The 20,548-nt window shown below is 58.3% G+C and carries 26 protein-coding genes; 12 read left to right on the top strand and 14 right to left on the bottom strand.

The window, feature by feature from the left end; all coding sequences use genetic code 11:
* The gene (gene fumC, locus CD351_RS02195; RefSeq protein WP_111993549.1) at nt 1–1,452 is read right to left on the bottom strand and encodes a class II fumarate hydratase; all 1,452 of its coding nucleotides are present in this window, start codon (nt 1,450–1,452) and stop codon (nt 1–3) included.
* Between the two features lie 236 nt (nt 1,453–1,688).
* Here fumC and CD351_RS02190 point away from each other — a divergent pair, with 236 nt between their 5' ends.
* The 5 genes from CD351_RS02190 (at nt 1,689) to CD351_RS02170 (ending at nt 6,913) form a co-directional block, all read left to right on the top strand.
* Nucleotides 1,689–2,288, top strand: a complete 600-nt coding sequence (locus CD351_RS02190; protein WP_111991099.1) for a protein-L-isoaspartate O-methyltransferase — start codon at nt 1,689–1,691, stop codon at nt 2,286–2,288.
* On the top strand, nt 2,285–3,760 hold the full coding sequence (locus CD351_RS02185) for a TolC family outer membrane protein (protein WP_369880707.1): 1,476 nt from the start codon (nt 2,285–2,287) through the stop codon (nt 3,758–3,760). Before CD351_RS02190 ends, CD351_RS02185 begins: the two co-directional genes overlap by 4 nt.
* A gap of 50 nt (nt 3,761–3,810) precedes the next feature.
* Complete coding sequence (locus tag CD351_RS02180; protein ID WP_234027189.1) at nt 3,811–4,281, top strand: DUF2497 domain-containing protein; 471 nt, start codon at nt 3,811–3,813, stop codon at nt 4,279–4,281.
* An 86-nt stretch (nt 4,282–4,367) separates the two neighbouring features.
* The gene (locus CD351_RS02175; protein ID WP_234027188.1) at nt 4,368–6,503 is read left to right on the top strand and encodes a S9 family peptidase; all 2,136 of its coding nucleotides are present in this window, start codon (nt 4,368–4,370) and stop codon (nt 6,501–6,503) included.
* The gene (locus CD351_RS02170) at nt 6,500–6,913 is read left to right on the top strand and encodes a ferredoxin (RefSeq protein ID WP_111991096.1); all 414 of its coding nucleotides are present in this window, start codon (nt 6,500–6,502) and stop codon (nt 6,911–6,913) included. The genes CD351_RS02175 and CD351_RS02170 overlap by 4 nt, the downstream gene beginning before the upstream one ends.
* Here the strand turns inward: CD351_RS02170 and CD351_RS02165 are convergent.
* Entirely contained in the window at nt 6,910–7,224 is a 315-nt protein-coding gene (locus CD351_RS02165) for a hypothetical protein (RefSeq protein ID WP_111991095.1), read from the bottom strand. The two genes, CD351_RS02170 and CD351_RS02165, sit on opposite strands and share 4 nt — an antisense overlap.
* Before the next feature lie 149 nt (nt 7,225–7,373).
* Between CD351_RS02165 and CD351_RS02160 the strand changes: the two genes are divergently transcribed.
* From CD351_RS02160 to xth, 3 genes are read left to right on the top strand one after another with little or no spacing between them, the layout of a single operon-like run.
* Complete coding sequence (locus CD351_RS02160; RefSeq protein ID WP_111991094.1) at nt 7,374–7,805, top strand: CBS domain-containing protein; 432 nt, start codon at nt 7,374–7,376, stop codon at nt 7,803–7,805.
* A 49-nt stretch (nt 7,806–7,854) separates the two neighbouring features.
* Nucleotides 7,855–8,184, top strand: coding sequence for an iron-sulfur cluster insertion protein ErpA (gene erpA, locus CD351_RS02155; RefSeq protein WP_111991093.1), 330 nt, complete (start codon nt 7,855–7,857; stop codon nt 8,182–8,184).
* Between the two features lie 49 nt (nt 8,185–8,233).
* A complete protein-coding gene (xth, locus tag CD351_RS02150; RefSeq protein ID WP_111991092.1) occupies nt 8,234–9,040 on the top strand; it encodes an exodeoxyribonuclease III in 807 nt (268 codons plus the stop codon).
* A gap of 63 nt (nt 9,041–9,103) precedes the next feature.
* On the opposite strand, the gene CD351_RS02145 is transcribed toward xth, so the two are convergent.
* The 10 genes from CD351_RS02145 to CD351_RS02100 form a co-directional block, all read right to left on the bottom strand.
* On the bottom strand, nt 9,104–9,766 hold the full coding sequence (locus CD351_RS02145; RefSeq protein ID WP_111991091.1) for a cell wall hydrolase: 663 nt from the start codon (nt 9,764–9,766) through the stop codon (nt 9,104–9,106).
* Between the two features lie 200 nt (nt 9,767–9,966).
* On the bottom strand, nt 9,967–10,302 hold the full coding sequence (locus CD351_RS02140) for a DUF1491 family protein (RefSeq protein ID WP_111991090.1): 336 nt from the start codon (nt 10,300–10,302) through the stop codon (nt 9,967–9,969).
* A 15-nt stretch (nt 10,303–10,317) separates the two neighbouring features.
* Entirely contained in the window at nt 10,318–10,785 is a 468-nt protein-coding gene (locus tag CD351_RS02135; protein WP_174214228.1) for a PaaI family thioesterase, read from the bottom strand.
* Nucleotides 10,775–11,236: a PTS sugar transporter subunit IIA gene (locus tag CD351_RS02130; RefSeq protein WP_111993547.1), complete on the bottom strand. Its 462-nt coding sequence runs from the start codon at nt 11,234–11,236 to the stop codon at nt 10,775–10,777. The genes CD351_RS02135 and CD351_RS02130 overlap by 11 nt, the downstream gene beginning before the upstream one ends.
* A gap of 165 nt (nt 11,237–11,401) precedes the next feature.
* Nucleotides 11,402–11,965, bottom strand: coding sequence for a ribosome hibernation-promoting factor, HPF/YfiA family (gene hpf / locus CD351_RS02125; RefSeq protein WP_111991089.1), 564 nt, complete (start codon nt 11,963–11,965; stop codon nt 11,402–11,404).
* A gap of 28 nt (nt 11,966–11,993) precedes the next feature.
* The gene (gene dnaQ, locus CD351_RS02120; RefSeq protein ID WP_111991088.1) at nt 11,994–12,698 is read right to left on the bottom strand and encodes a DNA polymerase III subunit epsilon; all 705 of its coding nucleotides are present in this window, start codon (nt 12,696–12,698) and stop codon (nt 11,994–11,996) included.
* 52 nt (nt 12,699–12,750) lie between these two features.
* On the bottom strand, nt 12,751–13,359 hold the full coding sequence (gene coaE / locus CD351_RS02115) for a dephospho-CoA kinase (protein ID WP_111991087.1): 609 nt from the start codon (nt 13,357–13,359) through the stop codon (nt 12,751–12,753).
* On the bottom strand, nt 13,356–14,219 hold the full coding sequence (gene aroE / locus CD351_RS02110; protein WP_111991086.1) for a shikimate dehydrogenase: 864 nt from the start codon (nt 14,217–14,219) through the stop codon (nt 13,356–13,358). The genes coaE and aroE overlap by 4 nt, the downstream gene beginning before the upstream one ends.
* Complete coding sequence (locus CD351_RS02105) at nt 14,216–14,812, bottom strand: nucleoside triphosphate pyrophosphatase (RefSeq protein WP_111991085.1); 597 nt, start codon at nt 14,810–14,812, stop codon at nt 14,216–14,218. Before CD351_RS02105 ends, aroE begins: the two co-directional genes overlap by 4 nt.
* Complete coding sequence (locus CD351_RS02100) at nt 14,809–15,654, bottom strand: pyruvate, water dikinase regulatory protein (RefSeq protein WP_111991084.1); 846 nt, start codon at nt 15,652–15,654, stop codon at nt 14,809–14,811. Before CD351_RS02100 ends, CD351_RS02105 begins: the two co-directional genes overlap by 4 nt.
* 330 nt (nt 15,655–15,984) lie before the next feature.
* On the opposite strand from CD351_RS02100, the gene hemE reads away from it, so the two are divergent.
* The 3 genes from hemE (at nt 15,985) to rho (ending at nt 18,994) form a co-directional block, all read left to right on the top strand.
* Nucleotides 15,985–17,004 (top strand): uroporphyrinogen decarboxylase, encoded by a 1,020-nt coding sequence (gene hemE / locus CD351_RS02095; RefSeq protein WP_111991083.1) that lies wholly within the window; start codon nt 15,985–15,987, stop codon nt 17,002–17,004.
* Between the two features lie 11 nt (nt 17,005–17,015).
* Nucleotides 17,016–17,471, top strand: a complete 456-nt coding sequence (locus tag CD351_RS02090) for a CopD family protein (RefSeq protein ID WP_111991082.1) — start codon at nt 17,016–17,018, stop codon at nt 17,469–17,471.
* Between the two features lie 257 nt (nt 17,472–17,728).
* Nucleotides 17,729–18,994 carry a transcription termination factor Rho gene (gene rho / locus CD351_RS02085; RefSeq protein WP_111991081.1) on the top strand — a complete coding sequence of 422 codons (1,266 nt, stop codon included), beginning with the start codon at nt 17,729–17,731 and terminating at the stop codon, nt 18,992–18,994.
* A gap of 46 nt (nt 18,995–19,040) precedes the next feature.
* Here the strand turns inward: rho and CD351_RS02080 are convergent, their stop codons facing one another.
* Nucleotides 19,041–19,445, bottom strand: a complete 405-nt coding sequence (locus tag CD351_RS02080) for a nuclear transport factor 2 family protein (RefSeq protein WP_111991080.1) — start codon at nt 19,443–19,445, stop codon at nt 19,041–19,043.
* A complete protein-coding gene (locus CD351_RS02075; protein WP_111993545.1) occupies nt 19,442–20,140 on the bottom strand; it encodes a dienelactone hydrolase family protein in 699 nt (232 codons plus the stop codon). The genes CD351_RS02080 and CD351_RS02075 overlap by 4 nt, the downstream gene beginning before the upstream one ends.
* A gap of 138 nt (nt 20,141–20,278) precedes the next feature.
* On the opposite strand from CD351_RS02075, the gene CD351_RS02070 reads away from it, so the two are divergent.
* Complete coding sequence (locus tag CD351_RS02070) at nt 20,279–20,548, top strand: DUF6489 family protein (RefSeq protein ID WP_111991079.1); 270 nt, start codon at nt 20,279–20,281, stop codon at nt 20,546–20,548.

Below are 20,548 nucleotides of genomic sequence, written 5' to 3'. Positions count from 1 at the left end.
TCATGCTCGTGGCTTGATCATGTCAGCCGGGACCACCCATTGTGCAAACTGTTCCTCAGTGAGCAGCTCAAGCTCAAGTGCGGCCTCCTTCAGGGTCGTCCCGTCCGCATGGGCTTTCTTCGCGATCTTTGCGGCGTTGTCATAGCCGATATGCGGGTTAAGCGCCGTGACCAGCATCAGGCTCTCATTCATCAGCTGGTCGATCCGGCCGCGGTTCGCCTCGATCCCGACAACGCAATTATTGGTGAAGCTGATCGACGCATCGCTGATCAAGCGGATCGATTGCAGCACGTTGTAGATCATGACCGGTTTGAAGACGTTGAGCTCAAGATGGCCGTGCGACCCTGCGACGCTTACCGTGGTGTTGTTGCCCATGACCTGCGCACAAACCATGGTCAGCGCTTCGCACTGCGTTGGATTGACCTTGCCGGGCATGATGGAGGAGCCCGGTTCGTTCGCCGGTAGCGCGATTTCACCAAGACCCGAACGCGGACCGGAGCCGAGCAGGCGAATGTCGTTGGCGATCTTCATCAGGCTCACCGCGATCGTATTAAGCGCGCCTGAAAGTTCGACCAGCGCATCGTGAGCGGCAAGCGCCTCGAATTTATTGGGCGCGGTGACGAAAGCATGCCCGGTCGCACTGGCGACGTGCTCCGCAAACTTTTCAGCGAATCCGGCCTTGGAATTGATGCCGGTGCCAACTGCGGTGCCGCCTTGGGCCAGCTCGAGAACGCGTGGCAAGGCGCTCTTCAACCGGGCGATGCCGTACTCAACCTGCTTGGCATAGCCTGAGAATTCCTGACCCAGCGTCAAAGGCGTCGCGTCCTGCAGGTGTGTGCGGCCAATCTTGACGATGTCAGCAAAGGCCTTCGCCTTGTCGTCAAGCGCGCCGTGGAGGTGTGTCAGCGCCGGGATCAGGGCGTCGATCGTCTCGCTCGCCGCTGCGATATGCATCGCGGTGGGGAAGGTATCGTTGGAACTTTGGCCAATGTTGCAGTGATCGTTGGGATGGACCGGCTCCTTGCCGCCATGCTGGCCGGTAAGGATCTGATTTGCGCGACTGGCGATGACTTCGTTCGCATTCATGTTCGACTGCGTGCCCGAACCCGTCTGCCAAACACTAAGCGGAAACTGGTCGGCGAGCGTCCCGTCAATCACTTCGCCCGCTGCCTGCACGATCGCATCGCCCAGCTTTGAGTCGAGCACGCCCAGATCCATGTTTGCCTTGGCTGCCGACTGCTTCTGAATACCAAGGGCCTTGATAAGCGGGGCGGGCATCGTTTCAGTGCCGATCGCAAAGTTTGCAAGACTGCGCTGACTCTGGGCACCCCAGTGGGCATCAACCGGGCAAGCAACGTCGCCAAGCGAGTCGGCCTCGATGCGGACTTCGCCCGTTGCACCAAAAATGGATCCGTCATTGTGGACCACTTTCGCCCCATCCTTGTTGGTCATGTCACTCATCGAAGCCCTCCTTGTTTCGGTCGATCCGGCCAGCTGTGTCTCTTGGCCAGCTTGATTGCGGCGTTCATATGCTGCCGCGGTGCATGAGGTCAAAGAGAAGCTGACCAATCGCGAGCCTTAGTTTGAGGATACAAATATGGCTCAAGTCTCTTGGAAGTCGAAGCGCTGATGGCTAGGAAGGGTTGACGAACTGTATTGCGGTACTAATACAGCTCAACGGAGTAGTTATGAGCAACCAGACCATCTCGCGTGACACCTTTGCCGCCCGCAAAGCGATGATCGATAGCCAGCTTCGCACAAGCGGCGTGAACGAGGAATTCGTTCTGGCCCGGATGCAGGCAGTGCCGCGCGAGGATTATCTTCCCGAGGACAAGGCGGCGATTGCCTATATCGACCGCTCTATCGCGCTTGATGACGGCCACCTCGCATCCCCCCTGTTTTACGGCAAACTGTTGCTTGAGGCCGCTCCAAAGCCAACCGACCGGGTTCTGGTTATCGAAGGCGGCACCGAGTATCTGACCGATCTTATCCGCCCTTTGGTGACGGATCTTGAGACCGTCGGCGCCAAGGATGCCGCGCAAGGCAAGCTTCCCGAAGGCAGCTACGGCCTGATTCTCATCGACGGTGCGGTCGAGGCTGTGCCTGAGGCTATCACCGACCTCGTCGAAGAAAACGGCCTGATTGTATCTGGGCTTCTCCTGCGTAAAGTGACGCGCCTCGCATCGGGACGCAAGGTTGCCGGACAGGTGTCGCTTTCCGTGGTCGAAGACCTCGGCATTCCTGTGATTTCCGCATTTGACAGACCCAAGAGTTGGACCTTTTCGTGACGCATATTTCCCGCCTGTTGAACACTGCTGCCGGGATCGGCGCTCTGACACTGGCGGGAACGGCCCTCCCGGCTCAGGCCGAGACTTTGCGAGATGCGCTCGCCGCGGTTTACAATTCCAACCCGACACTTGAAGCGGCCCGCGCAAATCAACGCGCCACTGACGAGGACGTACCGATCCAGCGCGCGCCCGGACTTCCCGGGGTGACGGCGACCGCTACTCATATCGAGTTTCTCCGTCAGTCGGCCAACGCCTTCACCGCGCCCGTCCGCAATCTGGGCATCAACACGCAATTGCAGGTGCCGATCTATTCGGGTGGTGCGGTACGCAACGGTGTAAATGCGGCACAGGAGCGCGTGGCGGCGGGGCAAGCCGACCTGCGCGGCACGGAAAGCTCAGTTTTTAGCCAGACTGTCGCGGCTTACATGGACGTCCTTCGCACCGAGGCTCTGGCACAGCTCGCAACGAACCAGGTCGAAGTCCTGGAAGTCACTTTCCAGTCGACCAGCGACAGGTTCGAAATCGGCGATCTCACCCGCACTGATGTAGCGCAGGCGCAGTCGCGACTCGCCGTAGCACAAGGCGATCTGCGTACCGCCTATGCGAACCTGATCAGCGCACGGGAAACCTATATTCAGCTGGTAGGTCAGGCACCGCAGAATCTTGAGGCGCCGCCTCCCTTGCCCGGCCTGCCCTCTACCGTGACCGATGCTGTGGTAATTGCACTTGAAAACAATCCGGACCTAGTCGCAGCGAAAGAACGCGCCGAGGCTGCCGGGTTTGACACCGAAGTCGCCGGTGCAGGACGTCTCCCGACCTTGGGGCTTTTCGCCAACACCGACTACTCCAATTTTTTCGGCACGCTCGGTGGGCCTTTCTCCGCCGATCTCGTTCAGGAGGAAGTCACCGCCAACGCGGGCGTAAGACTTACCATTCCGATCTTTCAGGGAGGCTTGCCAGCCGCACGTCAGCGCCAGGCAGGTGCGCGCGAATCTGCCGCTCTCGAGCAAGTGATCGCGACCGAGCGCAGCATCATCCAGCAGACCCGCGCGGCCTATGCGAGTTGGCAAGCTTCCAATGCAGTCATCGAAAGTTCGCGCGCTGCCGTCGAAGCGGCCGAAGTCAGCCTCGAAGGCGTGCGGGCCGAAAACTCGATCGGCAACCGGACCATCATCGATGTTCTGAACGCTGAACAGGAATTGCTTTCGGCACGGGCCCAGCTCGTGACGGCGCGGCGCAACGCGTATGTTGCGGGCTTCACTCTGCTCGCGGCAATGGGCAAGGCCGAAGCACGCGATCTTAACCTCGACACGGGCGGTCCGCTCTACGATCCCGAGGTGAACTATGAACGCGTTCGCGGACGCTTCTGGGATTGGGATCGCGATCCTGAACCCGCCCCGAATTCGACGAGAACCGTTGACATCGAGGCACCAGACGCATTCATTGGCCCTGTTCTCAATCCGGACGAATAACACTAACGCAGTGATTCGAATGGTTAACGCGCGTTTGCGAAGGATTTGTCGTGGCGAATGATGGTGGCGCTTCCGATAACGGGGCATCGGTCGAAGAAATTCTCGAATCGATAAAGAAGGTCATGAATCGCGACAACCGCGAGGCCGCGATCAAGACGCGGTCGCGCCAGATGCCAAAGACCAAGGATGAGGGCGAAGCCGATGAGCCCGCAGAAGAAGTGCTCGATCTGGCAGAGATGGAACTGGACGAGTTTGTCGAAGTCGAAGGCGAAAATGCCGACGAACCGCTGATTACCGAGGCCGTTCGCGGTGCCATGCAAGAAAATCTGGCGGCGCTCGCCATGCTTTCCGAACCCCCCGCAAAGCCACAGATCGTCAGGTCTGGCGAGACCTCGCTTGAAGGGCTGACGCGTGAATTGCTTCGCCCGATGCTTGCCGAATGGCTGGACCACAATCTGCCCGGCATGGTCGAAAAGATGGTGCAGGCCGAAATCGCCAGGATCGCAGGCAAGCGAAGCTGATCTTTCACCCGGCACTTTCGCTGGAATATCGCAGCGAGGCGCGTTAACTCACCCCAATGGGATGGAAGCTTCTGACAGGGGCCGCAATGACGGCTCTCGCATCGTTTGGCTCAGCACCTCTGCTTGCAGAGGATCATGATGAGTCTGATCCACACATAACGATCGACGGCGTCACCAAGACGCCCATGTCTGCGCGCGATCTGATCACCATGCCTCGGCTTGGCAGTCCTGTTGCGACAAGCGATGGTCGGCTTGCGGTCTATTCGGTGACGTTCACCGACCCTGAAACTCTCAAACGTTCGCCGCGCCATTTCATCATCGATCTTACCCAGCCGGGAAGCGAGCCGGCTTCACTCGATCTTGCGATTGCGGGTTACGGCCTTGCATTCGGCCCGGACGACTTTCTCTACTTTCTGAGCGCAAGCAGCACACACGATGAGGCTGATGAGCGAGTGCGTGTCTGGCGGGTTGCCGTGGGGGCGAACGGGACGCTCAGCGAACCCATGCCTGTTGCCGATATCGAGGGCACCGGTATTGCCGGGTTCAAATTGGCCCCCACTGGCGATGCGATTGCGCTTTGGGCCGAGATAGACCGCGATTGCGAACAGCTCAGCTGCGAGAGCGACGTGCAAGCGACGGGCAGCGGCCGGCTCTATGATGGAGAAGACGGCTTCTACCGCCACTGGGACAGCTGGACCCGGCCCGGCCACTTCAACCGTGTCTTCGTTTTCGAGATGGAGAACGGCCAGATTGCCGGTGAAGGCATCCCGCTGGATGGCGGTAATGCGAGCGGAGCCCTGATCGGTAACACTCCGACAAAGCCGTTTGGCGGCGGTGGAGACATTGCTTGGGCGCCCGATGGTTCTGGCGTCTATTTCGTCGCTCGCAGAGCGGGCGCGGAAGAACCGACTTCGACCGATCTCGACATCTACTGGTCCGATCTCTCAGGAGGGGCGCCGATAGAGCTGACCAGTGCAAACCATGCGCACGATTCTTCGCCTGCGCCGTCACCTGACGGAACGAGGCTCGCCTATCTCGCCATGGCGCGCCCCGGTTACGAATCGGACCGCATGGTTGTACACCTTCGCGATGTCCGGACCGGGCAGACCAGCGCGCTCACCCAGAATACAGACCTCTCCTTCGGGAGCCTCAGCTGGAGCGCGGATGGATCCTATCTGCTCGCAACCGCAGCGGACACTCTCGACACGCCGGTTTTTCGGATCGATCCGAGCACTGGCGAAGTGACCGAGCTCAACCTTATCGCCGGGAACGAAGCGCATATTGGCAACCTCCAGGCTCTGCCGGGTGATCGAATGCTTTTCACCCGCGATTCGATCGGCGTTCCGAATGAACTCTACCTCGCCGAGGGCGGCAATGAAGCGCGCCCGCTGACCGATGCGGTGACGACACGGATGGGCCAATTCGCCTCGACCGTCACCACCCGGTTCAGCTTCGAAGGCGCAGGCGGCGACACGGTCTGGGGGCAGATCACCCGGCTAGAGGAGCAGGAGGGGCCAATTCCTGCGATCCTTTACATTCACGGTGGGCCGCAGGGATCCTTCAACGATGGCTGGTCATCGCGCTGGAATCCCCGAGTCGTCGCGAGCCAGGGCTATGCCGTCATCTCGGTCGATTTCCACGGGTCGGCCGGTTACGGACAGGATTTCATGGACTCGATCAACCGCGATTGGGGCGGAAAACCGCTGGTCGATTTGCAAAAGGGCCTGGCGGCAGCACTTGAAACCGATCCGCAGATCGACGGCTCACGCGCCTGCGCCATGGGAGCCAGTTACGGCGGATATATGGTCAACTGGATCGCAGGGCGCTGGCCCGAACGATTCGATTGTCTTGTCCAGCATGACGGCCTTTTCGACATGCGGAGCTTCTATTATTCGACTGAGGAATTGTGGTTCCCGCGCTGGGATTTCGGCGGTTCCTATAGCGAAGCGCGCGAAACCTACGAGCGCTGGAACCCCGTCAACCACGTGGACAATTGGCAGACGCCGATGCTGGTCATAACGGGCGAACTGGATTTTCGCGTCCCCTACACCCAGGGAATTCAGAGCTTTACCGCTCTGCAAGAGCGCTCAATTCCCTCGCAATTGCTCGTCTTCCCAGATGAGAACCACTGGGTGCTCGGCGCAAAGAACTCGCTGCAATGGCATGAGACTGTGTTCGCCTGGCTCGATCGCTGGCTCCAGAAAGAAGATGATCCCGAATGAGTAAGCTCGACCGGCTGGCAGCCGAAACGGCGCTCGCGAAGAAATACGGTTCGACCGCCGGGGACAGGGTGGAGCGGCATATCTTCCTGTGCGCGCTTTCAGACAAGCAGAAATGCTGCTCGCGCGCTGAGGGTGAGCTTGCTTGGCAGCATCTCAAGGACACGCTCAAACAACGCGGTCTTGTGGGTCCTAAAAGGACACAAGGGCACCCAAAGGGGCCTGGCGGCATCCAGAGGACGAAAGCCGATTGCCTGCAAGTCTGCTCACATGGACCGATCGCTGTCGTTTGGCCCGATGGCATCTGGTATCACTCTTGCCGACCCGAAGTGCTCGATCGGATCGTCGATGAGCATCTCATTGGCGGAGAGCCTGTCGAAGAGTTCCGGCTGAAAACTCCGGGCGGGGCCTAATCGTTATCCTTCGGGGACCAGAACTCGTCCTTGCCGGGCAAGCGATTATCAACCGACTCGTCGTGACCGGTTCCGTTGGAAAGGAAAACAAGGCCCATTAGTCCTCCGCCGAGCAGCATTGTAAAGCTGATCCCCAAAGCGACCGCGATGTAGAAGTGCACCGACACCATACCATTGAAGGCATAAAGCAGACCCACTGCCAGCAAGACCGTCGCGATGGTCACGCCGAGCAGAACCTTCATGATGCTGCGATAGCGGGCCCATGCATGGGCGGCGTTTTCAGGGTCGTCGAGGGGGGATTTTCTGACCATTCGTCTCACATGCGGCTGGCGGCGCTCTATTGCAATGCGAAAGGTACGCTCTTGGCGGTGAAGTGGAGGCATCTATCGGCAAATGCACGCCAGACTCGCCTTTTGGCCGCATTGATGGCATTTTCGTGAAGGTAGAGAGGAGCACCCCCATGACTATCTCCAAAATAATCGGGGATCGTGACGCAACCGACATTATCTCCTGCGATGTCAACACGCCCGTAGCGGAAGCGGTGAATTTGCTCGCAGGAAAGCGTATCGGCGCGCTTCCGGTCATAAAGGACGGCAAGATCGCGGGCATTATTTCTGAGCGCGATGTCGTCTATTGCCTTGCAGAGAAGGGCCACGGTGCTCTGGATATGACCGTCGGTGAGATCATGACCTCTCCCGCAGTCACGGTTGAGCCAACCACCTTGATCGACGACGCTCTGGCCTTGATGACGAAGCGGCGCTTTCGACATTTTCCGGTGATCGACGGCGAAAAGCTGGTGGCATTCATCTCAATCGGGGATCTCGTTAAACACAAGATCGACGAAGTCGAGCACGAGGCTGCGGCACTGCGCGACTATATCCAGCACGCCTGATAACATCGCACAGCCTTGTGAAATGGATCTGCACACCTAAATCGCAAATATGAGCCAGACACTCACCCTCACCCCAGCCGCTGCAAAACGTGTGGCATGGATTGCCCAGAAGCAGACGAAGCCCGCTATTCTTCGTCTCTCGGTCGAGGGAGGGGGCTGTTCAGGGTTTCAGTACAAGTTCGATCTGGCCGATGGCGCTGACAGCGATGATGCGGTGAGCGAAACCGACGGTGTAAAGCTCGTCGTCGATCCGGTCAGTCTTGATCTTGTAGACGGCAGCGTCGTCGACTTCGTCGAATCACTGGGCGGCGCGGCCTTCCGGGTCGAAAACCCGAACGCGGCAGCGGGCTGCGGCTGTGGATCAAGCTTCGGGATCTAGGCGCATCTGACGATAGACGCGCCCGACACTATCCTTCATGGATAATCCCATGAAGATCGCGACCTACAACATAAACGGGATCAAAGCCCGGCTCCCGCGCCTCAAGGAATGGCTCGAAGAAACGCGGCCTTCGGTCGCATGTCTCCAGGAAGTCAAAAGCCAGGATGCGGACTTTCCTTCATCCGAGTTCGAGGAGCTCGGATACCGGGCGATCTGGCATGGTCAAAAAGCGTTTAACGGCGTCGCGATCCTTGCCGATTCCAATGCGGGATATTCAGCCACTGAAGTCCAGCGCGGACTTGGGATCGACGGCCCAAAGGACGGCGAGGGCGAGCAGGCCCGATATCTTGAGGTCGATATTGAGCGCGAAGGCAAGACTTGCCGGATCGTCTGCATCTATCTTCCCAATGGCAACCCGCAGCCGGGGCCCAAATTCGATTACAAGCTGGCCTGGATGAAGAAGCTGCGCGCACGGATGGCGCAGATCTGGAAAAGTGAGGTGCCAGCCGCGGTGCTCGGCGATTTCAACGTCATTCCCGAGGATGATGACGTTTTCTCGGTCAAGGCGATGGCGTCGGACGCGCTCATGCAACCTGAATCGCGCGCCGCCTATGCTCGTTTGCTAGCCGACGGTTGGACCGACGCTGTGCGAACCCACAATCCGCGCGGCAGTGTCTGGACATATTGGGATTATCAGGCCGGTGCATGGCAGCGCGATCACGGGTTTCGGATCGACCACATCCTGCTGTCACCCGAAATGGCGGACAAGCTGATAAGCGTCGGCGTCGACCGCGAGCACCGTGGACGCGAGAAAGCGAGCGATCACGCGCCGACCTGGGCAAGGCTCGATTTCTAGAACGCCCAACAAAAAACCCCGCCGATAAAGGCGGGGTCTCCTGTTCCGATGGCGAGCTTTGCCTCAACGGTAGAAAATGTGCGTGTCGATCTGCGCGAGACGCGTCTTGCGACGGCTCCACCCCGGACGAACGTAGTTTGCGTGGAAATAGACAGCGTCCGACGCTTCTGATTGCCACATGCCTTCATGCGCAATCTTGGCAACAGCTTTGGCGCGCTTCCACGCATCCGAAGACTTGTTGATCTGCGGCATGCGACCGCCGCGCACGAAGGAAAACTGCGCGCGCTGGTAAACCACACCGCAATAGCTGGCTGGCCAGCGACGATCTTCTGAGCGATTGATCACGACCTGCGCGACAGCCAGCTGGCCATCAAGCGGCTCACCGCGCGATTCGAAGTAAACAGCACCTGCAAGGCAGTGCATCTGTTCGGAAAGCTTGTCTGCCGTTTCGACCTTTCCAACCAGTTCGCGAAGCGACGTGGCCTGATTATCGGTGGCATTATCGTAGGCGCTCGTTTCTTCGAGCGGCTGAACGACTTCTTCTGAGACAAATACCGGCTGCTGCGGCACGATCTCAACGGCCTCCTGGGCCGGCTGTGCAATGTCGGTTTGCGGCATTGCCTGAACATCCTGGGCGGATGCGACAGCGCTATCTGCGCTGGAAAAACTCAAACTTGCAGCCGCTGCTACTGCGACCGCACTCAACGAGTACGTCTTATGACCCATCAATTGTGCTTTTTATGCGGTGAGCAAGCTCCGACGCAGGTGAGGACCATGACGATTTTTCGTCTTGAGAAGTGGGTCCTGGTTGTGCCTGCCGGCTGCCCCCCGTCTGCGTGCCAGATCAAGCGATCGAATTATCGCTCGAAATGGCCTGCGCGTCTTGAAGCTCGCGGCCAAATAGTCACAAATGAAACTAGGTCAAGTTAACGCGGCAAAAGTTCGACGAACCGTTCTCCACCGTCGATATCCACCTCAATAATCCAGACATCGGGATCCTGGCGTTTTCTGCGGTCGAGATACTCGGCAAATTCAAGAGGTTTTTCAGTATCTTGCGATTTTGTCGCAACGAATGATCGTGAACCATCGAGTTGCGGCATCCTTTCGAATAGTTTTGCATCCCGCCCGCGATGCATGGTTACTATGAGAACCGTCCCTGCATCGCGCTCACCCTTTGCAAGCACCATTGCGCTGCCGCCCTGCGATTCAACCAGACGGATCAATGCAGCCACTTCGAGATGCGTGGGCAGTCTTTCGCTCATGGAAGAGGGCGCATTCTAGCTTGAATAGCCATCAAGGCTCGACAGGGCGATGCGTGAGCGCATGAAAGTGCCCGTTCCGCGACCGATCTCATCGCCTTCTGTATCGATCAGACGGCTTTCGGCGACAAAGACACGGCGCCTGCCGCTTACCCAGCGGCCTTCGGCCACCACTTCGCCCACTCGCACGGGCTTGGTGAAGTGGAGGTTGAAGCTGGTGGTGAGCAGAAAGCGGTCGGTGGCGAGCGTGTTCGCGGCGTAGAAGGCCGCATCGTCCAGCATCTTGAAGTAGATCGTCCCATGCGCTGCGCCCGCGGCATGATATACATCCTGTGTGATCGAAAAGGTGAGACGCGACAGCCCCTCGCCCCTGATTTCGAGGCGTGATGCAAACTTGTCGTTGATCGGAGCAGACTCGTAGAGACGCTCAAGCGCGCGGTAATGCTGGCTGGCGCCGTCTTCCACTCGCTCTGCGTCAGGCAGCATCGCGCAGGAGTTGGTTGGTCAGGAGGCCAAACAGGGCATCGGGGTCGGGCGCTTCGGTCAGGGCAACCAGCATCGCCTCATCGCGCACCATCCGCGAAATTGCCGCAAGAGCGTGAAGGTGGGTAGCACCGGCACTTTCGGGCGACACAAGACCAAAAGCGAGGCTGACTGGAACGGTGTCCACCGACTTGAAATCAACGGGTTGCTCAAGCTTCAGGATCGCCATGGTCGGCCGGTTGACCGACGAACTGCGGCAGTGCGGAATGGCAACGCCTCGGCCAAAACCAGTGCTGCCAAGCGCTTCGCGTTGCTCCAGCCCATCGAGGACTTCTGCCGGTTCCAGGCCGTAGGCTTTCGCGTAGAGCTGCGACAGGTGGTCCAGCACCTGCTGACTGCTCGCAAGGCGAGCGAAGCCGATGGCCTCAGGCTCGAGTTTGATGTTTACGTCCATTGTATTCACGAAATCCCGGTAACCTCGATCGCTTGGATCAAAGTTCATCAATCTCCAAACAAGGCGCGAGGTCGCACACATGCGGCCCGTTCTGCCAAGTTCAATGGGTTGGACCTCCCCCTCGGTTCTTCGTGATTACCGTTCCGGTTTCACGTTATCGAGGTCCTAACGCGGCTCAACCCATCCGATCGAGCCGTCTGCGCGGCGATAAACCATATTATGCCTGCCAGTTCCAGCATTTTTGAAGAACAACGCCGGAGTATCGCGCAAATCCAGCATCATGACCGCGTCAGCGACGCTCGATTCAGGGATATCAACGCTGGTCTCAGCGATTACGGGTGGCGCATCTGTGGGCGCCTCTTCTTCGCTCTCTTCCGCCGCGAAGATGGTATAGGCGGCCTCTTCCTGAGCGCGCACTTGCAAGGCGCGTTCGTGCCGATCCTTCAGACGCCGTTTGTAGCGCCGCAATTGCTTCTCGATCTTGGCTGCGGCTTCGTCGAGCGCATGATGGGCGTCTTGCGCGCTCGCTTGCGACTTGAGGATCATGCCCTGCGTCACATGAGTGATGATATCGCAGGAAAAGGCCCCGGCTGGCGCTTTGCCAAACGTGACATGCGAAGAAAGCGCGCGATCAAAGTACTTGTCGACAATACCGCCCAGCCTGTCCGACGCATGCTCCTGGAGCGCTGCGCCGGTTTCAACCTGATGTCCTGAAATCCGGATATCCATCGTCACCACTCCTTATTGTTGGATAGTCCTATCGAGCCCAGATCGCGTCCTTGATCCCTCCGACAAATTCGCGATGCTTCGCCAATTCACTTTCGCTTGCCGCATGCGGTCGCGGCTCGCGCACTGGTTTGTCAGGCCGTCTCCCGATTACCGTTTCGACGAGTTTTTCCGATGCAGCGCGCGCATCGTCAGCTGTCTGTGCTGCCAGTTCGAGACCGATTTGCCGCCCGCCTGTCAATTCGACATAGACCTGCGCCAGCAGTTCTGCGTCGAGCAGTGCGCCGTGTTTCACGCGATGGCTGCGATCGATGCCATAGCGCGTGCACAGCGCGTCCAGCGAAAGCTTGGCACCGGGATGCTTCTTGCGCGCGATCGCGATGGTATCGACCATCCGATCCATCGCGATCGGTTCGCGCCCGATCCGTTCGAGTTCCGAATTGAGAAAACCGAAATCGAAGCCGGCATTGTGCGCCACGAGCGGCGCATCACCAAGGAAGTCGAGCAACTCGCCAGCGGTTTCGGAAAACTTGGGCTTTGTTTCCAGGAACGAGATCGAAAGGCCGTGAACCGCTTCGGCAGCGGCAGGCATATCGCGTTCAGGATTGTAATAAGCGTGGTAAGAGCGCCCGGTTTCAACTCGCCCCACCATTTCGACGCATCCGATTTCCACCATTCGGTCCCCGGTTTTTGGATCGAGGCCAGTTGTTTCGGTGTCGAAAATCACTTCACGCATTTGCAGCGTTATTCACCCATGCGAGCGGCAAGGCAATAGGGGAGGGTGCGCTTCAACCGTTATCGGCCATAGCGGAACGCAGCTGTTCGACGATTGCCTGTACCTGCGCTTTTGTTTCCTCAAGCGAGGTGCCTGTGTCGATGATATGGTCGGCCCCGGCTCGCTTTTCTGCATCTGGCGTCTGAAGTCCCAGAATATGTTCAAACTTTTCTTCCGTCATGCCAGGCCGCGCGAGGACACGCTCGCGCTGCACCTGGGCGGGAGCGGACACTACGACGACCACATCAACCGCCTTGTTGCCTCCGCCTTCGAACAGGAGCGGTATGTCGAACAGGATAATCGGCGCCTGTGCGTTTTCGTCAAGAAAGGCCGCGCGTTTACGCCCGACCGCTGGATGAACGATCGCTTCCAGCTTTGCGAGCTTTTCCTTGTCGCCAAACACAATCTTGCCGAGCGCGTCCCGGTCTACGCCATCAGGGCCGGTCGAACCCGGGAAAGCCGACTCAATCGCAGGTAGGAGTTCGCCATCAGGACCCTGCATCGCGCGCACCGCCGCATCTGCATCGAAAACCGGAACGCCCGCTTTCTCGAACATGGCGGCAACCGTCGTTTTGCCCATACCGATTGAACCGGTGAGCCCGATGATAACCGGCCGTGTCATTGCGACAACAATTCCATCAGGGCTGGATCACAATCTCGTGGAGGTCTTTCGCCGTAGAATTTTTCAAATGCGATATCGGCCTGACCGATCAGCATCGAAAGACCGCCGATCGTACGAAATCCTGCCCGCCTCGCATTCTTCAACAGCGGGGTTTCCACCGGACTGGTCACAATGTCGTAGACAATCGACCGCGGCGGCGCGTGTGTAAGGTCGAACGGTAGAGGCGCATTGCCCGTCATGCCGAGTGGCGAAGCGTTGACGATCAGATCCATGCAGCCTTCGCGGTCATCGAACGCAAAGTCGGTCGGGTCTGAAAAGTGCGATATATCTATCGCGTGATGCTCGCCGTGCGGTGCCAGCTCATCGAGCAATCGCCGCGCTTTGGCCGGATCCCGACCAGCTACGACAAGCGTGAAGCCCTGATCTGCCAGGTTTGCGATGATTGCCCGTGCCGCGCCGCCGGTCCCGATGATCCTTGCCATGCGAAACAGGTGATTGTTCGCAAGCTCCTCGCTGAGAGGTTCGAGAAACCCGCCCGCATCGGTGTTGTAGCCCGTAAGAGAGCCGTTCTCGCTCCGCACGACCGTGTTCACCGCCCCCAGTTTCTCGGCAACCGGATCGAGCGCGTCCAGCAAAGGGATGATCGACTGTTTGTGCGGCATAGTGACGTTGCAGCCAGCCCAGCCTGGTTGCGTACGAGAGGCTTCAAGATACTCGGCAACGCCATCGGCTGTGACATGTTCTGCGGTATAATCGCCGGGAAGCCCGAGTTTCTCCAGCCAAAAACGGTGAATGAGCGGCGATTTTGACTGCGCGATCGGATCTCCAATCACCTGCGCCAAGGGAGGCGGTGCAGTCACGACATCAACACGCCGTGTTCGCGCAGCGCCTCGAGAACGGCGAGCAATGGCATTCCAAGGACGGTGAATTGATCGCCCTCGATCGATTCAAATAACTGCACGCCCATTGCCTCGATCCTGAAGCAGCCCACCGTGTAGCCCACTTCGGGCCATTCCTGCCTTAGATAATGCTCGATAAAATCATCGGAAAGGTCGCGCACGGCAAGGCGCGCACAATCGGCGTAGCTCCATTCGCAGGTAGCTTTCCGCACTAGCGCTGCGGCGCTGTGCAACTCCAGCACCTTGCCGGAGAAAAAGCGCAGATGCTCCGCAGCGTTTTCACGCGAGGTTGGTTTGTCGAAACGTTCGCCATCGACCACGACGAGGGAATCGCTGCCAAGAACGATCGCATCGGGGAAGTCCGGTGCGAGTGCTGCCGCCTTGGCAACGCTCAACGCTTCGGCAATTTCTGGCGCTGAGGCATCCAGAAGACCGGCTTCGATAGCGCGCTCGTCCAGTTCGGCAGGCACGGCGCGATATGGCACGCCCGCCGCATCAAGCATGGCGCGGCGTGAAGCTGATTTCGATGCGAGAACAAGCTCAGGCGGCTTCATATCGGCTTTGAGACCCCGTCAACCTGTCGATCCTTGCGTTCGCGCTCTTGAACGAGACGGATGATCGCAGCTGCACTTTCTTCAATCGAGCGGCGCGTTACATCGATCACAGGCCAGCCATTATCGGCAAACATCCGGCGCGCAAACTGAAGTTCGGATTTCACCTTCTCGCTGTCGACATAGGATGTCTCGGTCCCCTCGTTCAGCGACAAGAGCCGATTGCGGCGGATCTGGACAAGGCGCTCGGGCGCGGTTGTCAGGCCAACGACCAAGGGATGGCGCAGGCCGAACAGGGTCTTGGGCGGGGGGCTTTCCACCACCAGCGGAATGTTTGCGACCTTGTAGCCGCGATTGGCGAGGTAAATGCTGGTTGGCGTCTTCGAACTGCGCGACACCCCGGCAAGCACGATGTCAGCATCTTCCCAGTCTTCATACCCCACGCCATCGTCATGGGCGATCGTGTACTGAATGGCGTCGACGCGTTTGAAGTAGTCGGCGTCCATCATATGCTGGCGGCCTGGTCTGCCATGCGCTTCCTGACCCAGTTGCGCTTCGAGGGCAGCGGTAACCTGATCGAGTACGGGAACCGCGGGAAGACCAAGGTGCCGACAATGCTCTTCAAGACGCGAACGGGTTTCAGGATTGACGAGCGTAAAGAGCACAAGGCCCGGATTGGCTGCGAGATCCGGCACTATTCTGTCGAGATGCTGGCGCGAACGCACCATCGGCCAGAAATGTCTGCTCACCTCCGGATCGTCGAATTGCGCGAGCGCCGCCTTGGCAATCATCTCCAGCGTTTCGCCGGTCGAATCCGATACAAGGTGCAGGTTCAGGCGGTTCATCGAATGATTCGCTAGCCTCGATTGCGACCTGTGGAAAGTGGGGGGCATAAACTAAGGGAGAGAGGTGTCGACAAGCATGGGAGAGGAAAACATACCCGCAATCCGCTATTTCGCCGTACGACTTCTCGACACGGGAAAGGTTATGTCGACAGGCTGCGGACAGCGGGGATAGTTCCAGCTTGACTCACGGTGCCTGCGGAGTCGCCAAACACACAAGGTGCTTCTCAGCGCGGGAGAAATCAGGCAGGGCCCGGTAATTCCCGGTTTCCACAGGGCCAACAGACTCCTTCAACCCTTTTATAATTACTATTTATTTGTTTAGAGGAACGCATGCCTGGACCTTTGCTCGACACCCTGAAGGGTAACCGCCAGAAGATCGCCCCTGTCTGGCTCATGCGTCAGGCGGGTCGCTATCTGCCGGAATATCGCGAACTTCGTGCCGAGAAGGGCGGATTTCTTGAGCTCGTCTATGACAGCGAGGCGGCGGCAGAGATCACGGTACAACCGATCAGGCGCTTCGGCTTCGATGGTGCAATCCTGTTTTCGGATATTCTGATTGTTCCTCATGCGATGGGCCAGGGACTTGAGTTCCTCGCCGGTGAAGGCCCCAAGCTCAGCCCCACGCTTCTGGAAACCACGATGGTTTCGTTCGAGCCGCAATTCGAACGGTTCGATCCGGTTTATGAAACGGTTCGCAAGACGCGCGCTCTGATCGCCGACACCGTCACGATGCTTGGCTTTGCAGGATCGCCGTGGACGGTGGCGACCTACATGATTGCGGGCGAAGGATCGAAGGATCAGGGGCCTGCCCGTCTTCTTGCCTATCGCGATCCTGCTCTGATGCAGGAAATCTGCGACCGGATCTCCGAGGTCACAATCGAATATCTGCGTGGGCAGATCGACGCTGGCGCCGAAGCAGTGCAATTGTTCGACAGTTGGGCGGGAAGCCTTGCGCCCGATGAGTTCGAGCGCTGGGTCGTTGCTCCTAACGCGAAGATCACCGCAGCGCTCAAATCATCCCACCCGGACACGCCGGTCATCGGCTTTCCGAAGGGTGCGGGTGCCAAACTGCCCGCATATGCGCACGAAACGGGTATTGACGCGGTGGGTCTCGACGAGACGCTTGATCCGGTCTGGGCGCACAAAGTTTTGCCCGAAGGCATGCCGGTTCAGGGGAATTTCGACCCACTACTGATCGAGGCGGGTGGTCCGGCAATGGCAGTTCGTGCGCGCATGATCCTTGAAGCTTTCGAGGACCGCCCGCATGTCTTCAATCTTGGGCATGGCATCGGCCAGTTCACGCCAATCGAACATGTCGAGCAGCTCCTCGCTGCCGTTCGCGGCGGCTAGGGGGTCAAGGCATGGATATCTTCCCGACGATTTATCCCTGGGTGAAGGCTGGCCACGTCATTTTCATGGTTTTCTGGCTTGCCGGGCTCTTCATGTTGCCGCGCCAGTGCATTTACATCCTCGACACCAAGCCCGGTTCCGAAGGCGAGGCCAAGTGGGCGCACCGGATGGGATTGCTGCGAAAGGTGATCCTGACCCCAAGTCTCATCGTTGTCTGGCTGCTGGGCCTCTATCTCATGTATGGCCTCTTCATCGCGTCCGGAACGCTGGGCCAGAACGGGTGGCTGCATGCCAAGATAACCCTCGTTCTGGTGTTATCGGGCTATCACGGTTGGCTTGTTTCCCAGACGAAGAAGATGGCTCGGGGAGAGCGTCCCTTGAGCGAGAAACGCCTCCGCATGGTCGGAGAGATTCCAGGTCTGTTGCTCGTTCTGATCGTTGTTCTCGTATACGTTCGACCGTTCTGACTGAGGTGGCCACGCTGAGAACGGGGCGATGGGTCAATTGAAAGATTGACCTGAGCTCGCGCGAATCTTATTTTAAATCCGCCTACCACCGGTATCGGCTGCGCATCCAAAGCGCTGCCAGGTCTGCTTTCACCAAGCCCTTACCCTCACCGTTGGACGCGAGAGATGAAACAACTTGCTCAATTCAGGTTTGAGGGGGCCTCGTCCAAAGAGGCTTCGACCCGCCGGCCACCCCTATATGACGGAATAAAAAATCAATGCATCTCAAAGACTTGAAAGCACGCACACCGGCCGATCTGGTGGCGATGGCGGAGGAACTCGGCGTCGAAGGCGCTTCGACCATGCGCCGGCAGGACCTGTTGTTCAGCATCTTGCGCGAGCTTGCTGAGGACGAAGAATACGAAGACAAGATCATGGGCATCGGCACCATTGAGGTGCTTCAGGATGGCTTTGGTTTCCTTCGTTCGCCCGAGGCCAATTATCTGGCTGGTCCTGACGATATCTACGTTTCGCCCAACCAGATCCGCAAATGGGGCCTGCGCACCGGCGACACAGTTGAAGGCGAGATCCGTGCCCCAAGGGAGGGCGAGCGCTATTTCGCGTTGACGAGCCTCGCAAAGGTCAACTTCGAAGACCCTGCCGCTGTTCGCATGCGCACGAATTTCGACAACCTGACCCCGCTTTATCCTGACCAGAAGCTCAATCTCGACACTGTTGATCCGACTGTGAAGGACAAGAGCGCCCGTGTGATCGACATCATCTCGCCTCAGGGCAAGGGCCAGCGTGCGCTGATCGTAGCGCCGCCGCGTACGGGTAAAACGGTTCTGCTCCAGAACATCGCCAAGGCAATCACTGATAACCATCCCGAGGTGTTTCTCCTGGTCCTGTTGGTTGACGAGCGTCCGGAAGAAGTCACGGACATGCAACGCAGCGTGAAGGGCGAGGTTATCTCCTCAACCTTTGACGAGCCCGCTAATCGACACGTGCAAGTCGCTGAAATGGTTATCGAAAAGGCAAAGCGTCTGGTCGAGCACAAGCATGACGTGGTGATCCTGCTCGATTCGATCACTCGCTTGGGCCGGGCTTACAACACCGTCGTTCCCAGCTCCGGGAAGGTGTTGACCGGCGGTGTTGACGCCAACGCTCTCCAGCGACCCAAGCGTTTCTTCGGCGCTGCGCGTAACATCGAAGAAGGCGGGTCGCTCTCGATTATTGCGACCGCACTGATCGATACCGGCAGCCGCATGGACGAAGTTATCTTCGAAGAATTCAAGGGCACCGGTAACTCGGAAATCGTTCTCGACCGCAAGGTATCCGACAAGCGCATCTTCCCTGCTCTCGACGTAGGCAAGTCCGGCACTCGCAAGGAAGAGCTGCTGGTGGAGAAGGATAAACTGTCGAAGATGTGGGTGCTGCGCCGCATCCTCATGCAGATGGGCACTGTCGATGCGATGGAATTCCTTCTCGACAAGATGAAGGATTCCAAGACCAACGAAGATTTCTTCGATACTATGAATCAGTAATCGGCGGTCACTCTGGAACTGGGCGAGGGCGGGCGATCCGGGCGGATCAGCCCGCCTTTGCTTTTTCCAGCTGACGTCCCATCATCTCCCAGACCTTGTTTACAGCCTTGAGGGGCCTCACCATCACCTTGAAATCGACTATCATTCCTTCATGATCGAAGGTGATTATGTCGATGCCATTGACCTCAATACCCTCCATTTCGCATGCGAATTCGAGCACGGCGGTATCGCCATCGGTGACCTCGCGCAGGTATCGAAAGCTTTCATTGCCAAGCGTCTGTCCGGCCGCGGCAAGATAAGCGACAACGATCGTTCGCCCTTTCTGCGGTGTGTGCACCACGGGAGAGTGGAAAACGGCGTCCTCATGAATGATGGCGGCGAGATCTTCGGGTGAGCTCCCCTTGGCAATGACAGAGTGCCAGTTCGCCAGGCCCTTCACGGCGCTCCTCATGTGAGATGCTTCGCGAAGAACGCGGCTGTTCGACTGTCAGCGAGATTTGCTGCCGCTTCATTGCGCCGCTTGCCGATCTCGGTTGCAAAACCGTGATCGAGGCCCTCATAGTCATGCAGAATGGCCTTGGGGTGGTCGTCCAGCCCTTCGTGCATTGCAGCTTGCGTATCCTTATCAACGAAGCCGTCTTCGGTCGGGATATGAAGCATAAGGGGCGCTGCGATGGCATTCTTCTCGCCAAGCAAGCCATCGATCCCCACACCGTAATATCCAACGGAGGCGTCCACGTCGGTTCTCGCTGAGGTCATGAATGCAAGCCGACCGCCCAGGCAGTATCCGACGCAGCCTACCTTGGACACGTCATCTGTTCGCCGCACGTGATTTATGGTCGCCTGAATGTCCTTAACCCCCTGATCCTGATCGAAATTGTTCATATGATCGAGGGCTTCCTGAAACTCGGCCTCGACATCGGGATCCAGCTCGATGCCGGGCTTGAGGCGCCAAAAGAGGTCCGGAGCGATTGCGAGATAGCCGTCTTCGGCCAGCTTGTCGCATTTCTGCCGGATGCCGGCGTTGACGCCGAAAATCTCTTGGATGACGACAATGGCTGCCTTCGGAGCGGTTTGAGGCCTTGCGATGTAGGCGTTAAAGTTGTGGTCGCCGTCTAGCGTTAAAACCGAGGCTGTGTCTGACATTGCTGGATTGTCCTCTCGAATCATGATGTTTTCCGCCCCGATCAAGGCCTAGCTTTTGTGCAGGGACTGGCCAAACCCAAATATCTGCTGAATAAGCCTCAGGGTCGAAAGCGTGTCGCTGGATGAGAGGACAAGCCCATGAAGGTCAATATCGAGATCGATTGCACACCCGACGAAGCTCGCAGCTTCATGGGTCTCCCCGACGTGAGTGAGGCCAACTCGATCTACGTCGACAACATCAAGAAAGCGATGCAAGGGGTGAGCAACCCTGCCCAGATGCAGGAATACGCCCAGGCGCTGGCTCCGATGGGGCAGGTGGGGCTCAAGATGTTTCAGAGCTTCGTCGAAGGTGGAATGCGTGCTGCCGGCGGCGGAGGGAAGAAGTCACGAGACAGCGCCGGAGACTGA

This window comes from Erythrobacter sp. KY5 (assembly GCF_003264115.1).
In the GTDB taxonomy this organism is placed as follows: Bacteria; Pseudomonadota; Alphaproteobacteria; order Sphingomonadales; family Sphingomonadaceae; genus Erythrobacter.
This window is presented reverse-complemented; position numbering and strand designations above follow the sequence as displayed.

Excerpts from the sequence above, each read along its gene's own strand:
- hemE (WP_111991083.1), top strand. The coding sequence starts at position 15,985 with ATGCCTGGACCTTTGCTCGACACCCTGAAGGGTAACCGCCAGAAGATC.
- CD351_RS02135 (WP_174214228.1), bottom strand. The coding sequence starts at position 10,785 with ATGCTGCCTGACGCAGAGCGAGTGGAAGACGGCGCCAGCCAGCATTAC.
- CD351_RS02190 (WP_111991099.1), top strand. The coding sequence starts at position 1,689 with ATGAGCAACCAGACCATCTCGCGTGACACCTTTGCCGCCCGCAAAGCG.
- xth (WP_111991092.1), top strand. The coding sequence starts at position 8,234 with ATGAAGATCGCGACCTACAACATAAACGGGATCAAAGCCCGGCTCCCG.
- rho (WP_111991081.1), top strand. The coding sequence starts at position 17,729 with ATGCATCTCAAAGACTTGAAAGCACGCACACCGGCCGATCTGGTGGCG.
- CD351_RS02165 (WP_111991095.1), bottom strand. The coding sequence starts at position 7,224 with ATGGTCAGAAAATCCCCCCTCGACGACCCTGAAAACGCCGCCCATGCA.
- CD351_RS02140 (WP_111991090.1), bottom strand. The coding sequence starts at position 10,302 with ATGAGCGAAAGACTGCCCACGCATCTCGAAGTGGCTGCATTGATCCGT.
- dnaQ (WP_111991088.1), bottom strand. The coding sequence starts at position 12,698 with ATGCGTGAAGTGATTTTCGACACCGAAACAACTGGCCTCGATCCAAAA.
- CD351_RS02130 (WP_111993547.1), bottom strand. The coding sequence starts at position 11,236 with ATGGACGTAAACATCAAACTCGAGCCTGAGGCCATCGGCTTCGCTCGC.
- CD351_RS02175 (WP_234027188.1), top strand. The coding sequence starts at position 4,368 with ATGACGGCTCTCGCATCGTTTGGCTCAGCACCTCTGCTTGCAGAGGAT.
- coaE (WP_111991087.1), bottom strand. The coding sequence starts at position 13,359 with ATGACACGGCCGGTTATCATCGGGCTCACCGGTTCAATCGGTATGGGC.
- CD351_RS02105 (WP_111991085.1), bottom strand. The coding sequence starts at position 14,812 with ATGAAGCCGCCTGAGCTTGTTCTCGCATCGAAATCAGCTTCACGCCGC.
- fumC (WP_111993549.1), bottom strand. The coding sequence starts at position 1,452 with ATGACCAACAAGGATGGGGCGAAAGTGGTCCACAATGACGGATCCATT.
- CD351_RS02170 (WP_111991096.1), top strand. The coding sequence starts at position 6,500 with ATGAGTAAGCTCGACCGGCTGGCAGCCGAAACGGCGCTCGCGAAGAAA.
- CD351_RS02160 (WP_111991094.1), top strand. The coding sequence starts at position 7,374 with ATGACTATCTCCAAAATAATCGGGGATCGTGACGCAACCGACATTATC.
- CD351_RS02075 (WP_111993545.1), bottom strand. The coding sequence starts at position 20,140 with ATGTCAGACACAGCCTCGGTTTTAACGCTAGACGGCGACCACAACTTT.
- CD351_RS02080 (WP_111991080.1), bottom strand. The coding sequence starts at position 19,445 with ATGAGGAGCGCCGTGAAGGGCCTGGCGAACTGGCACTCTGTCATTGCC.
- CD351_RS02090 (WP_111991082.1), top strand. The coding sequence starts at position 17,016 with ATGGATATCTTCCCGACGATTTATCCCTGGGTGAAGGCTGGCCACGTC.
- hpf (WP_111991089.1), bottom strand. The coding sequence starts at position 11,965 with ATGGATATCCGGATTTCAGGACATCAGGTTGAAACCGGCGCAGCGCTC.
- erpA (WP_111991093.1), top strand. The coding sequence starts at position 7,855 with ATGAGCCAGACACTCACCCTCACCCCAGCCGCTGCAAAACGTGTGGCA.
- CD351_RS02100 (WP_111991084.1), bottom strand. The coding sequence starts at position 15,654 with ATGAACCGCCTGAACCTGCACCTTGTATCGGATTCGACCGGCGAAACG.
- CD351_RS02070 (WP_111991079.1), top strand. The coding sequence starts at position 20,279 with ATGAAGGTCAATATCGAGATCGATTGCACACCCGACGAAGCTCGCAGC.
- CD351_RS02145 (WP_111991091.1), bottom strand. The coding sequence starts at position 9,766 with ATGGGTCATAAGACGTACTCGTTGAGTGCGGTCGCAGTAGCAGCGGCT.